Below are 14,397 nucleotides of genomic sequence, written 5' to 3' on the forward strand. Positions count from 1 at the left end.
TGAACCGCATGAAACGTACCCCCAGCCAACCAGCGGAACGCCCGCTGCGCTCCCGCGACCCGCTCACCGTCGGCGAAGTTGCCGCACGCAGTGGCATCGCCGTTTCCGCACTGCATTTCTATGAATCGAAGGGGCTGATCGCAAGCACGCGCAGCAGCGGCAATCAACGCCGCTACGCGCGCGGCGTCTTGCGCAGGCTGTCCGTCATCAGGGTGGCGCAGCGCATGGGGTTGCCGCTTGGCGTAATTGCCGAAGCGTTCAGGCATCTTCCCAATGGCAAGGCGCCTACCGTGGCGGATTGGCGCCGCCTGTCCGCCGCGTGGCGTGAGGACCTGGACGCACGCATCCGCACGCTGACCCAGCTTCGGGACCAGCTCGATGGTTGCATCGGATGTGGATGCCTGTCGCTGAAGGCGTGTCCGCTGCGCAATCCGCAGGACACGCTGGCACAGTCGGGGCCCGGCCCACATTTTGGAGCCGGGCCGTGCGAGCACAGGAAGGCTCGCCAGGTCAGCGCGCCACGATCACGCGCGTGCGAATGAACGCCTCGTCCTTCATCAGATTCTCGGCCCAGCCTTCCGGCGGCACCAGATTGATATCGGTGATGGCGTAGCCGATATCGCCCTCGGTCTGAAGTTGCTGCGCCACGATATTGGCCCCGATCTCCGCCAGCGCCTGGTTGAAGTGCGACAGCGTGCCGGGCCGGTTGTAGTGGATATTGAGCACGCGCGCCGGCGCCAGTTGCGGCGTCGGCTGAATCTGAGGCAGGTTGACCGCACCGAGCGTTGCGCCGGTCTCCAGGAAGTTGGCGAGCTTGGTGGCCACCTCCACGCCGATATTCTCCTGCGCTTCCTCGGTGCTTCCGCCCACATGGGGCGTCAGGATGACGTTGGGCTTGCCCTGCAGCGGCGACACGAACGGATCGGCGTTGCTGCGCGGCTCTTCGGGGAACACATCGATGGCGGCGCCTGCCAGATGGCCGTCATCGAGCAACTGCGCCAGCGCCGGGATATCGACCACCGTTCCGCGCGAGGCATTGATCAGAATGCTGCCTCGGCGCATGGCCGCCAGCGCCTTGCTGTCCATCAGGTTGCGCGTCTGCGGGGTAGCGGGCACGTGCAATGTCACGACATCGGCCTGAGACAGCGCGTCCTCAAGCGAATGCACCGGCGTCGCGCCACCAATCGACAGGCGCGGGCGAATGTCGTAGAACACCACGCGCATGCCCATCGCCTCGGCCAGGATGCCAACCTGAGCGCCGATATTCCCGTAGCCAATCACGGCCATGGTCTTGCCGCGGATCTCGAAAGCGCCTTTGGCCGTCTTCTGCCACTGTCCCTGGTGGGCCGCGCGACTCTTCTCAGGGATGCGGCGCATCAGCATGATGGCCTGCCCGATCACCAGTTCCGCCACGGAGCGCGTATTCGAGAACGGCGCGTTGAAAACCGGAATCCCCGCATGGGCCGCCGCGCCCAGATCCACCTGCGACGTGCCGATGCAGAAGCAGCCCACGGACAACAGCCGCCGGGCATTTGCAAACGCTTCGGCGGTCAGCGTGGTGGCCGAACGAATGCCAAGAAGCTCGTGATCGCGCACGGCGGAGAGCAGCGCATCGCCGGCCAGGGCCTTGCCTTGCGTGGCGATGTCGATCTGGTGGCGGCCCAGCAACTGCTGGGCGCTGGCGTGAATGTTCTCGAGGAGCAGGACGCTGGCCATGATGGTCTGGCTGGATAGCGGAGAGTTGGGAAGACATTGGGCGTCCATGATCCGGAAAGCCGGAAAGCCGGACGGCCGCACAGCCGGACGCGCATGGACACACCTTACCACCGACGCTTACCCGTGCTGTCGACGTGGGCAAGCCGCCGGCAGCAGCCTGGCGCGACTCCGGCCACGCTAAAACTTTCAAGTTCCTCGCCGAGAAAACTAAACTCCACGCCCGATGGAATCTGAGACGATGCAGCATTTGCGTCGTTCGCGGCGCATCGTTCGTGATTCGGGGAGACACAATGAAACGCGCGCAATCCGCCATCCTGACCGCCCTTGCAACCGGCGGGCTGATGGCACCGCTGGCCGGCCACGCCACCGAAGGCGCGTTGGGCCGCCCGGTCAGCGGCACCAGCGTGTCGTCCGGTGTCGGCATCGTGCCAACAGAGCCGGTCTGGATTGCGAATCTGCAAGAGCTCTACATGAATGGGTCGATCAGCGGCGGCCGTGAGGTGCCCATCGCGGGCAAGACCTCGCTGGGCATTGACGCAAAGATCGCGTTCACGCTGGCCACGCTCATGAAGGTCTGGGATACCGGATCGGGCCCCTGGAATTTCGCGTCGAGCTTTACGCTGCCATATGTCTGGACCACCGTCCACGCCACGGCCGGCGTCGGAACTTTCTCACGCGGGACATCGGATCGCGCGTCGAATCTCTACGACATGTATTTCAGCCCGATCATTGCCGGCTACCACTTCTCGAAGACCAGCCACATGGCGCTGAGCTTCAACGTCTGGGCGCCGACGGGCCAGTACGACAAGAATGCGCTGGCCAACCCGAGCCTCAACAACTGGACGTTCGTGCCACAGGTTGCCTTCACGCACGAGATGCCGGAATACGGGGCGGAATTCAACGTGGTGGGGGCGTTCCAGTTCTATACGCGAAACACCGCCACCGACTACCAGAACGCACCGCTGTTCACGCTGGACGTGATGGGCCTCAAGCGCTTTGGCAAGTGGGGCGCCGGCCTGGTGATGGGTACCGTGCAGCAGCTTGGCAAAGACAGCGGACCGACGGCAGATCGGCTGAACGGCTTTCGCGGCCGCGATTTCGCCATGGGCCCCATCGTGACCTATGACACCAAGCTCGGCGGCAAGGCCCCGTTGTCATTCAGCTTGCGTTGGGTGCCAACCGTCACCAGCACGAACCGCCTGGACAGCACCGCCACGGTGATGGGCACCGCCACACTGATTTTCTGACGGCTGCTGCCTTCGGCCCTGGCCCCGGACGCATGGCCAGACCGATGTGAATGCCTCGCGCCGCTGCCATTGGCGCGAAGGGTGCACCGCAACTCGCGGTATCATCGCGCCCTTTGCCGTTTCCGCATTACCGCCTTGTCCAAAGCCGTACCCCGCGCCACCTCGCCGGTGCGCCGCCGTCAGCGCCCGCCGGTCGCCCCCGAGCGCGCGCTGGGCCCCAATCATTTCGCGTTCTACCGGGGGTACCTGCAGGGCCTTGATCTCGGCCGCCTGGCGGACCGCTACCTGACCCGTGGCCTGGACCTGCGCCTGGCGCGCACCACGCTTGGCTGGATTGAAGGGGAACTGGTACGTGGCGTCAAGCGGCTGGCCACCCGGCCGAGAGCGGGCGGCGCCGGCGCGGAACGAATTCTCACCGAGCGGGCGTGGCTTGCCTTGATTCAGCCATCGCCATCCGAATCCACCACGGCAAGACAGGCACGGCAACGCAAGCTGCTGCGCGCGCTGGACGCGCTCCAGCCATTGCTGCTGGCGCGTCCGATGCTTACCGACGCGGTCAGCGGCTGGTTTGCGCCGGCCATCGCGGGGAAGCTTGCCGGTGCCGGGTGGCAGACACTGGGCGCCTTGCGGGCCGCCGTGTGTGAAGCGGGGCAGGGATGGTATCGGCACGTGCCAGGCATTGGCAGCCTGACGGCACGGCGGATCGAAGACTGGCTGCGCGAGCAGGGTGCGGACATTGGCACCACGGCGGCGCCTGCAATGGGCGCGGCAATAGGCGCGGCAATAGGCACGGCAATAGGCACGGCAATAGGCGCGGCAATGGGGCCGCTCGAATCGCTGCGAACGTCCGCGGCACAGGCCGACGTGATGGCGATTCAGGACTGGCTTGGCGGCTATCAGCCGGAAGGCAGTCACACTTGGCGCGCCTACCGCACCCAAGCCGAGCGCTTCCTGCTGTGGGCCATGTTCACGCGCGGCAAGACATTGTCCGGAATCGGCGCGGACGATTGCGGCGCCTATCTCGCGTTCCTTGCCGATCCCCAGCCCGCGGCGCAATGGGTGGGCCGGCGTGGCACGCCACGCGATCGCCACGACTGGCGCCCATTCGAAGGACCGCTGTCCCCGGCCAGTATCCGGCACGCGCGCAAGATCCTCAGCGCGCTGTATGCGTGGCTGGTCGATCAGCAGCGCGCGAGCATGAATCCGTTCGCATCGATTGCCCCGCCCAAGGCCCGCGAGACGGCACGTATCCAGGTGGCACGCAGCTTCACCGAGCCGCAGTGGCTCTATCTGCGGACATTTGCTTCGAACCTGCCGGCCGCCGATTCGCGCACCGCACGCGTGAGGTTCATGCTGCGCCTGGCCTATGGCTCGGGCTTGCGCATTTCAGAGCAGGCGGCAGCCACGGTGGGGGACATGACCTGGCATGACGGCTGGATATTGGCGGTGCCGGGCGCCCGCCCGCGCCAGATCCCGCTGGCGACGCCCGTGATCGACGCGCTGCGCGCCCATATGGAGGCACGCGGGCTCGGCCGCGACTTCGAGCGGCTACCGGCCACCACACCGCTGATCGGCCGCGTCAAGGACGACGGTGCACAAGGGCCGTTGTCGGTCGCGCAGCTTGGCGCGATCTGGAAGCGCTTCTTCGCGCAGGCGGCCAGTCAACTCGTTATCACGGATTCGGCGGATGCCGGACAACTCGCGCAGGCCAGCGCGCACTGGCTGCGCCACACGTTCGGCAGTCACGCCCTGGCGCGCGGCGTTTCGCGAAAGGCAATCCAGCAACAGTTGGGCCACGCGTCCTTGTCGACAACGGCGGCATACGCCACACTGCGCCATTAGCCGGCCGGCCACCGGCGAAACATTTCAGATCAATCCCGAAAGGATTGCATTCCCGCGCCATCCCCGGGAGCCCCTACTGGCCGAGTCAAACTGGAGATTCGCCCATGGAACTTGCTCGCGCATCACGGCTGCAACGCTGGCTTGGCGCAGCCCTGTCGGCCATCGTGGTCGGCGCCACCATCACGACGCTCGGCGGATGTGCTGCGACGCCGCCAACTGGCCAGCAGGAGTCCGTACAGTCCAGCAGCAACGCGTCCGAGGCCACGCTGGCGTCGTGGCGCGATGGCGCGGCCCGGCAGGCGATCGTAAAGTTCGTCGCCGACGTGACGCAGCAGGGTTCGCCGAACTATGTGCCCCCGGCGGAACGCATCGCGGTGTTCGATAACGACGGCACGCTCTGGAGCGAACAGCCGCTGTACTTCCAGTTTTTCTTCCTGCTCGACCAGGTCAAGGCGGCCGCGCCATCGCATCCGGAATGGAAGAACAACCCCGCGTTCAAGGCGCTGATGGCCAATGACATGGCTGGGGTCATGCGCGAAGAGAAGCGGCTGCTGCCGCTGATCACCACAGCCAACAGCGGCATGACCGTCGACGAGTACGACCGGACGATTCGCGCCTGGCTGGAAACCGCGCGGCATCCGAAGTTCAACCGGCGCTATACGGATCTGGTCTTTCAGCCGCAACTGGAACTGCTTTCCTACCTGCGCGCCAACGGCTTCAAGACCTATATCGTTTCCGGCGGGACCATCGAGTTCATGCGGCCTTGGTCCGAGCGCGTCTACGGGATTCCGCCCGAGCAGGTTGTAGGGTCCACGCAGTCGGTCACCTATGAAGTCCGCAACGGCCAGCCCGTGCTGGTGCGCGGCCCCAGGCTCGACTTCATCGATGACGGCCCCGGCAAACCCGTTGGCATCTACCGGCAGATTGGCCGCCGCCCGATCATGGCTGTCGGCAACTCCGACGGCGATCTGCAGATGCTGCAGTACACGATGGCCGGCACGGGCTCGCGCCTGGCCGTGCTGGTCCACCACGATGACGCCGAACGAGAGTTCGCCTACGACCGCCAGTCAAAAATCGGCAGGCTCGACAAGGCGCTCGACGAAGCCACCACGCGCGGCTGGACCGTCATCAGCATGAAGCAGGACTGGTCCCGGATTTATCCCGCGGCTCAACCGTGAGGTTGCCTCGAAGGTTGCACTGAGAATCCGGCGCCGGCTTCAGGCTCGTGCAGAGCGGCACGACCTGATCGCCGTCGCCAGTTTTCTGGCGGCGTCGTCGATCTGCTGATCGGTAAAGCCGCCAAACCCTAGTACCAGCCCGGCAGGGCCGTTGCCACCCGCATACGTCGGCGACACCGCGCGCAGCGATACACCTGCCTTGGCTGCCAGCGCCACCACATTGGTGCCGCTTTCCGAGGCCGGCGAAGGGGATGTGCCGCCCTACGGCTCTTTCTGTGTGTCGTTGTCGTGAGGAAGCCGGCGGCCGGGTCGTCCCATCGCGCGCAGAAAGTTCTGCTGCGCAATCAGCAACTGCGAGTACGAAAGTACCCGGTAGCGTATGTTGTGGCGGCGCGCGACATTGGCGATTTCCGCTGCCAATGCTGGATAGTGCCGGTGGCTGTAGGTGGGAAACAAGTGGTGAGTCAGATGCAGGTTCAGTCCACCAAGCCAATAACCAATCCACCTGGGGCGAGGCTGCCAGTCGCACGCGGTCATAAAGGCGTGCTCGTGCCACGTGTGAGGCAATTGCCCGGACTCCGGAGGCAGAAAGAACCTGACGTCCGACCAATGAGTCCCCAGTATCAGCGCCACCAGCACGCATGACGCCAGCATCTGGCCGACCAGGTAGCCGGCGACGACCACGCTGGCACTCAGTCCGAGCCGATGAGCGACCAATGCCGGGACCACCATCGCCAGCAGTATGTGTGCAGCCTTGGTCGAGACGAAAATCGACCAGCCTGCCGCACCCGGTAGGACGCGGTCCCGCTTGAGTGGGGTTAGCCCGAAGCGATCAGCCCAATCATAGACGCAGCCAATATATGGCAGCGACAGAGCGGCAACCAGGGGCCAGTATCGATGCTGGTATTGAAACTGTGGATACCAAGGCTGGTAGGGGGTCTGACGCAAAAAGCGATTGGCGGCGGTATCGAGGTCGTAGTGCTCGATGTTCGCATAGGCGTGATGGTAGTGCACATGTCGCACTGTCCAATAAGCCGGCTCGACGCCGAGCGGTATTGCGATCAAGCGGATCAGCGCTCGATCCAGCCAGGGCCAGGGCGACAGCGCTCGGTGAGCGCCATCATGGAGGACGTTCATCGCGAGCATCATTGCCAGAAATGGAATTGCCAGGTATGCGAAGAAGAAGGCTGTTGCGCTCGTCGCGGCCAGCATGGAGGCATACAGCGACATCCCGCAGGACAGCAAGAACAGACCTTTCGCAACGAGGCGCCAATCGGCGAAGCGGTTGTCGTTCCGCGACTGGAGATAGTCGTGGGCAGTTTGTCGGAGGTCACTTGCAAGAGAGGACGACTGCGGCGACGCGTAACGGAGCTTACCGATGTCTGGCATGTTCGGATGTAAGAGATGAAAATTCGGCCCGTGCAAACCAAATACCACTGGCAATACCGTGTGCACCCAGCAGGAAGGGCAACGCAACGGTCAGCGGATCGCGTACGCCATAGAGAGCAATCATCATGGTGGGTAGCGTCATTGCCAGCAGTGGCCATGTCCATCTTGCCCAATTGCGGCCATCCGATATTCCCCCAAGAGCGAGAGTCAGCAATAGAATCATGGCCGCCCAGACCGCTTGCCAGTGGGCTGTCCACATTCCCTCGGTACGTACATAATTGATGACGACACCGAACAGCAGCAGGCCGCCACTGGCGATCCAGGCATCGGATATTGCGTGGACATTGCGCGTCAAACGCGGTGTTTTCAGGCCGAAGTACCGCAGTGCCGGTACCAGGTTGGCCCAGAACGGATTGTCGCTATCCACCTTCTCATGAACGCCATAGCGAATGGGAACATCCGGCAGCGCGCGTTGATACGTACCGAAAAGCTTGTCCCATAGGAGCAACGTGCCGCCGAAGTTGCGGTCGATATACTCCGGGTTGCAGCCGTGGTGCACGCGATGATTGGCGGGGGTCACCAGGAAGCGATCCAAGATCCCCGATTTGCCAACCAGTCCGCAGTGATTGTAAAACTGCACCGAGTAGTGAAATCCAGAAACCACCACGAACATCGTCGGCGTAACGCCCAGTACTGCCAGCGGCACGAAGAAAGGCAACGAGGTCAGCGAGGAGATCCAGGCGTTACGCACGCCAAGCGACAAGTTGAAGTGTTCCCCTTCGTGGTGGACCGCATGAACGGCCCACAGGAAACCGAACCGGTGGTGCATTCGATGCAGCCAGTAGAATCCCAGATCCCACGCCAGAAAGGCAAATATCCAGCCAGCGACTGGATGCCAGCCGGCAACCCATTGCAGGCTGGCATGATGATAAAGCCAGGAAAAGCCTGCCACCTCGATACCGCGGCACAGCCACATAAGTACATGGCCAGAATTGAGATTCAGAATGACGTCGCGCCATGGAATCGTTTCACCACGCCACCACTTCTGGATCGCTAACTCGCCCACTACGGCAATCAGCATCAGGGAAAGAGGAAGGGCAAATGCATTCATGTCGATGTCACCTCGTTGCGAATGACGGCCTCTCGGGGCGTATGCCTCGAGAAGAATCGGCTGACGGCGGCGCCGCAACACATGCCGACCACCACGCCTGCCGTCAGATCCAGCGTTACGTGTCGGCGGGTCTGGACTGTCGCATAAAGAATGCCGATGCCCCAGACGGTCACCAGCAGTGTTTGCCAGGGCCGCCGCCCATTGGCAAGCGCTGCTACCGCGAGAAGCGTCAGCGCCCCATGCAGCGATGGCACGCAGTTCTGACTGGTGTCGAGCATCATCAATGCGCGTTGTAGATGGCTCGGCAGGTTGTCGGTTGCGAAAGGCGGGTAGTGCAGTGTGGTGGGCCACAGCAAGAAAACCGCGCCGCTGATCAGGGCGCTCGCTTGCATCGATCGTTCCAGCCATCGCAGACGAAGCGGGTCCGCCCGCAGATAGGCCAGCGGGATCAATAAAAAGAACGATAGATACAGCCAGATCCCTGATGAGCTGAATGGAATCATGCGATCAAGTGCCGTTTCCGGGACCACCGTTCCAGCCCCTTGCAGCACGCCGCATGTCGCATAGACGAAGCCGACCGAGCACCAACCAAGGGTCATGTGACGCAATCTTGTAGTGAAAGACGTCAATGCGGGCTCCAAAGTCGAACGATACGGCGACGTTTGGTGGTGAAGTCAATCGCGATTGCCTCCGGGTGCAGGTGCCAGATCACGCCTGCCATATCGACGCCGAGTTGTTCGAACACGTGAGTAAGATGGGCATGGCAAGCGTGTAGCACGGCGCCGCCGGCGGGCGTCACGGACAACGCCAGTGTTCTGGCATCGGTTTGCACTAGTCGGTAATCCGTTTGTAGAGGCAGTACGTGAGCCAATGCGCGCGCGCACGTGTCGGCGAAGATCGTGGTCGGTCCGCCATCGCGGGCCGGCAACATCAACGTGTCGTCGCAGCGGCCCTCTATTCGCTCGATCGCCATTTCGGGGTTGCCGCAAGGGCACGGTGGTAAAGCCGGATTGCGGCGGATGAGAATGTCGTCGAGCCGGTATCGCACGATTGGCTGGGTACTGCGCGTGAAGTCGGTGATGATCGGGATGAAGCGGCGATCGTCCAACCATTCCGGTTCGATGTGCACGTGGGCTTCGTTCAGATGGAGGGCACCGTGCGGACAGGTTGCGCCGAGGAATCCCTCCGTCGCCTGATAGATTTCGCCGACCTTGTCGAAGGCTTGCTGCAGTAGCTCACGATCGGCTGGTTCCAGCACTTCGGCCCCGGACAGCACTAGGACCGGGGCAATGTTCAGGCGACCCGCGAGCCTCTCGAGCGCCAGTGCGCGCAGTACTTGCGCGGGCGCGACGACAATGGTTGGCTGCAAGGCGGCAAGGGGCCCCAAGTGCGTATTGAGCGGCGCGAACAGATCGAAGAATGCGAAGCTCAACCACGGGTTCCGAACCGTCGTATACAGGTTGTTATTCGCGCGCAGGAACAGTGCCACGCGCTCCCGATGCAGCAGCCCACGCGGTAATAGCTTGGCAAGCAGTATGCCGGCCCAGGTCGCGCGCTCCTTTGGACTGACCACGAATACTCCTCGCCCACCCGATGTGCCGGAGGACAGTCCTACCGCGTAAGGACCGACCATCGGCCGGAAGTCGCGAGATAATTCCGCCCGTCTTGCACAGGCAATCACGGTATCCAGTTTTATCCCTCCGGTGTTCATGGCATCGAAATTAGCCATCATCGTGGCCTTATCCATCAGCGGCCATTTCGCCAGGGGTTCCGTTAGCCACGGCCGGAAATACGGACTATGCGCCAGCACGCGCTGCGTGAACTGCTCGAACTGACGGTGCTGGTGGGCTTGCAGCTTCGCGCGATCAGTCAGGCGCAAGTGGCGAGCCTGCAGGTACGACCACAGGAGGCGAGGAGATACCGTCATAGCGCCCCCTCGTGTGTGAGCAGGATGCGTACGTGGCCACCGCGGTCAAGGAGATGCAACTTGCGCAGCGTCTCAAGGTAAGCACGTCTGTCTTCCAGGATGGCGTAGGCCAGTGCGGATGGGCCCCTCAGTTCGCGATAACTGCGCGGCGACCAGGCTGCGTCGGCGGCCAGCATGACCCAGCCGCCATCGGTACGTATGAAGGCGCCCAGGTGGCCGGCGGCGTGGCCGGGCAGTGGCACCAACAACACGTCGTCATTACTCCCTGGCAATGCCCAGGCGGTCGTGAATGGCGCCAACTCTGGGGCAAGAGTAACTTGCTCGAACCGCTCAACAGGGCGAACGCGCGAATCGAAGTCTTCCGGGATCAGCCCCGGCACGAAGGCTCGCCGCAAGGCCGATAGCCCACGCAACGCGCGTACACTCGCCCAACCCGCCCCCGAGCAGATGACGGGAATGCTTGGGAAATCCCGCAACCCGGCTATGTGGTCGCCATGAAAGTGCGAAACAATCAGCGCGTCGAGATCAACTGGCCGTACTCCATGTTGTCCGAGCTGCCTGGCTACCGATTCGGACGGGTCGAAATAGACGGGCGTGACCTTTCGGTAGATGGCCAAGAGACCGCTCCGCGTGCAATCGTGGAAGTGAGAGGCATAGCCTGTGTCCCAGAGCCAGCGCCGCCCGCCAGCCGCGATCATCCAGGCCCGCGCCGGAAAGGCACAGGTACGAAAGCCCGCTCCGGGGAGTGCAACACATGCCGTGTGCGTGCAGTAGCCGGCTTCAAAGGTGGTCAACGTGGCCATGCGAACGTAACCAGTTGGCGGTAAGGCGGATGCCTTCCGCCATACTTATGGGTGGTGTGTAGCCAAGTTCGCGGCGTGCGCGATCGTTGGCGAGTGTCATGTCGTAGTGCAGGACGCCCGCGCTATAGCGCGTCAGCAACGGTTCTCGGCGCGTTATCGCAGCAATGCCCTCCATGGCGCATGCCGCCATGGCCATCACTGGGTAAGGTACAGTCCGAATCTCGTAACGCAGATCAAGCTCCTGGCCGAACAACTGACGCAGTAGCTCACGCAGGGAAGCTGGCTCATGGTTGGTAATGTTGTAAGCGCTCCCCGACGGCACTGCCGACCACGTTGCACACTGCATGGCATGCACGACATTGCCAAGGTAAGTCAGGTCCATGCGCGCCAATCCACTTCTTGGTAACGGCAATACCCCATTACGCGATTTCAGAAGATGCAATAGCCGTGGGAGTACGACTCGATCGTGCGGACCGAAAAGGCCGCGTGGCCGAAGGATGACGAAATGTGTGTGGGACTGAGTGGCCGCATGCTTCCGAATGGCATCCTCCGCCAACATCTTCGTATGGGCGTAATGGTTGGCAAATCGCTTTGGGCTATAGCTCTCCGGCAGATCGGCGTGGTGCTGGTAGTCGAAGTAGATTGACGGGGTGGAGATGTGTACGAAGCTGCGTACCTGATGGGCGATTGCCCCTTGGGCTAGATCCGTTGTGGCGCGAACGTTGGCGGCAAAGAACGCCTCATGGGATCCCCATGGCGATGAGAGGGCCGCGCAATGCCAGACAGTGTCAATCCCATCGAGCAACATACGTAGCGTCTGCGGTGTAAGGTTCGTCAGATCAGCCTGCACGTATTGCACACCCCGCGTCGCAAACGCGTGGCGCTGCGCTGGATCACGTCCTGTCGCCCGGACACGAACGCCTTGTGCCAATAATGCCTCGATCGCATTACGGCCTAGCCCGCCGGTGGCCCCCGTCACCAGGATGGTCATAGCGTCAGTACCATCCCGCCCAGGGTTAGCCCGGCTGCGGTACCGACCAGAAGTGCTGGACTATCCTTCTTGAGTCGGCCACCCACTATGGCTTCGTGTAGGGCAGTCGGGATGGAAGCGGCCACCTGATTTCCGTGCTGCCCATAGATGTCGACCAACACATGGTCGGGAATGGCCAATCGCTTGCGCAAGTGCTGCATGCCAAGATGGCTGGCCTGATGCGGAATCACGATCTCCATTTCCGTCACGGTATAGCCTGTGCTCTCGAAGAGGCGATCGAGAAAGCCGCCCATGAGCTGTGAGGCAAGCTTGAATACCTGTTTTCCGTCCATATGGAACAGGTAGTCTGAGGCCACCGCACCCGTACGAGGATTCCGGCGCGTACCTCCAGCAGTAATCTCGCAGAAGGACTTGCCGGCGGGATACGTTTCCATCCGATAGGCGTGAATAGCGCCGTTCGTGTTGTCCCCGCGCTCAACAATCACTGCTGCAGCACCATCGCCAAAGATAAGCGACGACTCTACGTCATCCCAGTCAATCCCGCGCGACGCCAGGTCGGATGCCACAATCGCAATGCGTCTATAGGTGCCTGTCGCCAACAGACTGCCGGCAATCTGAAGCGCGGCAAGGAAACTTAGGCAACTGGCATTCACGTCAAACGCTGGCGTGCCGCAAGTCAGTCCAGCAGGCGCCAGAACTCGGGCAGCAGTACTAGGAAGCGCTTGTTCGGCGACGCCGGCCGCGGAAATCAGCAGGTCTACAGAGGACGGCGCGATGTCGGCGCGGGCGACAGCATCGCGCACTGCTGCAGCAGCCAACTCGGACTGGCTTTCGTGCAGGTTGGCATGATAGCGATGCTCGATGCCGGATTTCTTCTGGACGAAGCCGGCCGAGTACCCAAATCGTAGATCCAGTTCGGCAGAGGTCACACGTTGAGAGGGTAACGCCTTGCCTGTCGCAAGTAGTCGTATTGGAAGCACAATAAAGCGGGCAACAAACCAAAGGGCCGACCCCCGACTGATGCCGAGCCGAAAGGAAGAAGACTAGCCGCGCTACCATCCCAGATCCATAGTATAAATCCGAAACTGCTGGCGGTTTTCTTCGAAGAGCTGCGCCCAAAGTCGCTACTGCACGTCTTACTGCCCAAGCCCCCTCTGATGAAGGAATTTGTGCGATGAAGTACGGCATCGTGAATCCTCCTTGGAGAAGGATGTAATGAATTTTCTTTTTGAAATTAATGAATTGGGATGGATACAGCGGATCTTTAGTGAATCCCGGCCAACGCTCAGGTAGACCACACGCTCGGGGGCAAGGGCGCTGGGCAAGCTGGCGGCTGAGCGGCGCGCCGTCACGGCTCAACGGGCCGATAAACGGCACTTCTGGCACTTTCGCGGTTCGCGACATGCAAAGTGGCCCAATGAAACATCGCCAAACTGTCTCTACCCTCTACTCCAGTTTGGCGCGACAATCGGCACGAATTCGCCACGAATCCACCACGAATCGACTGCCCCAACCCACGGCCTCCGGAGCTGCCATGTACGTCCCCGCCCATTTCGAAGAGTCGCGCCCCCAAGCCCTGCATGCGCTGATGACCGCCCACCCGTTTGGCACGCTGGTCACGCACGGCAGGAACGGGCTGGACGCCAACCACATCCCATTCGATTTCGATCCCGCTCAAGGGGCGATGGGGATCCTGAAGGGCCACGTCGCGCGTGCCAACCCTGTCTGGCAGGACGTTGCAAACGGCGATGAAGTGCTTGTGATCTTTCGCGCCGGCGACGCGTACATTTCGCCGAACTGGTACCCGAGCAAGCACGAGGCGCACCGGCAGGTGCCGACGTGGAACTACATGGTCGTGCACGCGCACGGCCGCATCACGATCCGCGATGACGAACGCTTTGTCCGTGGCGTGGTGGCACGCCTGACGCGCACGCATGAGGCAGTACAGCCAGATCCGTGGAAGATGTCCGACGCGCCAGCGGAGTATCTCGACACGATGCTCAAGGCCATTGTTGGCCTCGAGATCGAAATCACCCGCCTGGAAGGCAAGTCGAAGCTTGGCCAGAACAAGGAGGTGCGTGATATACGCGGCGCGGGCCGCGCGCTGCTGGCCACGGGCAGCACGTTGATCGGCGAAGCGATGATGGCAAGTGCCGATGCGAAGGAAGAAGAGTAACGTCCGCGCCTGCCATG

13 protein-coding genes and 1 pseudogene are annotated in these 14,397 nt (G+C 62.3%); 5 read left to right on the forward strand and 9 right to left on the reverse strand.

The window, feature by feature from the left end; translation table 11 throughout:
- The first annotated feature begins 8 nt into the window (after positions 1–8).
- Positions 9–542, forward strand: coding sequence for a redox-sensitive transcriptional activator SoxR (gene soxR, locus B552_RS0109320; protein WP_019448743.1), 534 nt, complete (start codon positions 9–11; stop codon positions 540–542).
- On the opposite strand, the gene serA is transcribed toward soxR, so the two are convergent.
- Positions 511–1,764 carry a phosphoglycerate dehydrogenase gene (gene serA, locus B552_RS0109325; protein WP_085958771.1) on the reverse strand — a complete coding sequence of 418 codons (1,254 nt, stop codon included), beginning with the start codon at positions 1,762–1,764 and terminating at the stop codon, positions 511–513. The genes soxR and serA overlap by 32 nt on opposite strands.
- Before the next feature lie 242 nt (positions 1,765–2,006).
- Here serA and B552_RS0109330 point away from each other — a divergent pair, with 242 nt between their 5' ends.
- The 3 genes from B552_RS0109330 to B552_RS0109340 all read left to right on the forward strand — a co-directional run bounded on the left by B552_RS0109330 (position 2,007) and on the right by B552_RS0109340 (position 5,983).
- Entirely contained in the window at positions 2,007–2,963 is a 957-nt protein-coding gene (locus B552_RS0109330; protein WP_019448745.1) for a transporter, read from the forward strand.
- A gap of 135 nt (positions 2,964–3,098) precedes the next feature.
- Complete coding sequence (locus B552_RS0109335; RefSeq protein WP_026035486.1) at positions 3,099–4,805, forward strand: phage integrase family protein; 1,707 nt, start codon at positions 3,099–3,101, stop codon at positions 4,803–4,805.
- A 104-nt stretch (positions 4,806–4,909) separates the two neighbouring features.
- A complete protein-coding gene (locus tag B552_RS0109340; protein ID WP_019448747.1) occupies positions 4,910–5,983 on the forward strand; it encodes an HAD family hydrolase in 1,074 nt (357 codons plus the stop codon).
- A 39-nt stretch (positions 5,984–6,022) separates the two neighbouring features.
- On the opposite strand, the pseudogene B552_RS0109345 reads toward B552_RS0109340, so the two are convergent.
- The 8 genes and pseudogenes from B552_RS0109345 to B552_RS0109380 form a co-directional block, all read right to left on the reverse strand.
- Positions 6,023–6,202 (reverse strand): annotated as a pseudogene (locus B552_RS0109345) (PLP-dependent aminotransferase family protein); the annotation flags it as partial.
- A gap of 42 nt (positions 6,203–6,244) precedes the next feature.
- Entirely contained in the window at positions 6,245–7,372 is a 1,128-nt protein-coding gene (locus B552_RS0109350; RefSeq protein WP_019448749.1) for an acyl-CoA desaturase, read from the reverse strand.
- Positions 7,356–8,483, reverse strand: coding sequence for a sterol desaturase family protein (locus B552_RS0109355; protein ID WP_019448750.1), 1,128 nt, complete (start codon positions 8,481–8,483; stop codon positions 7,356–7,358). Before B552_RS0109355 ends, B552_RS0109350 begins: the two co-directional genes overlap by 17 nt.
- Complete coding sequence (locus B552_RS0109360) at positions 8,480–9,082, reverse strand: phosphatase PAP2 family protein (protein WP_019448751.1); 603 nt, start codon at positions 9,080–9,082, stop codon at positions 8,480–8,482. Before B552_RS0109360 ends, B552_RS0109355 begins: the two co-directional genes overlap by 4 nt.
- Before the next feature lie 26 nt (positions 9,083–9,108).
- Positions 9,109–10,410: a F390 synthetase-related protein gene (locus B552_RS0109365; protein WP_019448752.1), complete on the reverse strand. Its 1,302-nt coding sequence runs from the start codon at positions 10,408–10,410 to the stop codon at positions 9,109–9,111.
- Entirely contained in the window at positions 10,407–11,213 is an 807-nt protein-coding gene (locus B552_RS0109370) for an MBL fold metallo-hydrolase (protein ID WP_026035487.1), read from the reverse strand. Before B552_RS0109370 ends, B552_RS0109365 begins: the two co-directional genes overlap by 4 nt.
- Complete coding sequence (locus tag B552_RS0109375) at positions 11,191–12,204, reverse strand: NAD-dependent epimerase/dehydratase family protein (protein WP_019448754.1); 1,014 nt, start codon at positions 12,202–12,204, stop codon at positions 11,191–11,193. The genes B552_RS0109370 and B552_RS0109375 overlap by 23 nt, the downstream gene beginning before the upstream one ends.
- The gene (locus B552_RS0109380) at positions 12,201–13,133 is read right to left on the reverse strand and encodes a 3-oxoacyl-[acyl-carrier-protein] synthase III C-terminal domain-containing protein (protein ID WP_019448755.1); all 933 of its coding nucleotides are present in this window, start codon (positions 13,131–13,133) and stop codon (positions 12,201–12,203) included. Before B552_RS0109380 ends, B552_RS0109375 begins: the two co-directional genes overlap by 4 nt.
- Before the next feature lie 605 nt (positions 13,134–13,738).
- Here B552_RS0109380 and B552_RS0109385 point away from each other — a divergent pair.
- Positions 13,739–14,380: an FMN-binding negative transcriptional regulator gene (locus B552_RS0109385; RefSeq protein WP_019448756.1), complete on the forward strand. Its 642-nt coding sequence runs from the start codon at positions 13,739–13,741 to the stop codon at positions 14,378–14,380.
- Positions 14,381–14,397 lie beyond the last annotated feature (17 nt).

The sequence above is a fragment of the Cupriavidus sp. BIS7 genome (assembly GCF_000292345.1).
Classification (GTDB): Bacteria; Pseudomonadota; Gammaproteobacteria; order Burkholderiales; family Burkholderiaceae; genus Cupriavidus.

Bases quoted from the DNA above. Each gene is read 5' to 3' on its own strand.
- B552_RS0109370 (WP_026035487.1), bottom strand. From the start codon at position 11,213: ATGGCCACGTTGACCACCTTTGAAGCCGGCTACTGCACGCACACGGCA.
- B552_RS0109340 (WP_019448747.1), top strand. From the start codon at position 4,910: ATGGAACTTGCTCGCGCATCACGGCTGCAACGCTGGCTTGGCGCAGCC.
- B552_RS0109375 (WP_019448754.1), bottom strand. From the start codon at position 12,204: ATGACCATCCTGGTGACGGGGGCCACCGGCGGGCTAGGCCGTAATGCG.
- B552_RS0109365 (WP_019448752.1), bottom strand. From the start codon at position 10,410: ATGACGGTATCTCCTCGCCTCCTGTGGTCGTACCTGCAGGCTCGCCAC.
- B552_RS0109355 (WP_019448750.1), bottom strand. From the start codon at position 8,483: ATGAATGCATTTGCCCTTCCTCTTTCCCTGATGCTGATTGCCGTAGTG.
- soxR (WP_019448743.1), top strand. From the start codon at position 9: ATGAAACGTACCCCCAGCCAACCAGCGGAACGCCCGCTGCGCTCCCGC.
- B552_RS0109350 (WP_019448749.1), bottom strand. From the start codon at position 7,372: ATGCCAGACATCGGTAAGCTCCGTTACGCGTCGCCGCAGTCGTCCTCT.
- serA (WP_085958771.1), bottom strand. From the start codon at position 1,764: ATGGACGCCCAATGTCTTCCCAACTCTCCGCTATCCAGCCAGACCATC.
- B552_RS0109330 (WP_019448745.1), top strand. From the start codon at position 2,007: ATGAAACGCGCGCAATCCGCCATCCTGACCGCCCTTGCAACCGGCGGG.
- B552_RS0109385 (WP_019448756.1), top strand. From the start codon at position 13,739: ATGTACGTCCCCGCCCATTTCGAAGAGTCGCGCCCCCAAGCCCTGCAT.
- B552_RS0109360 (WP_019448751.1), bottom strand. From the start codon at position 9,082: ATGACCCTTGGTTGGTGCTCGGTCGGCTTCGTCTATGCGACATGCGGC.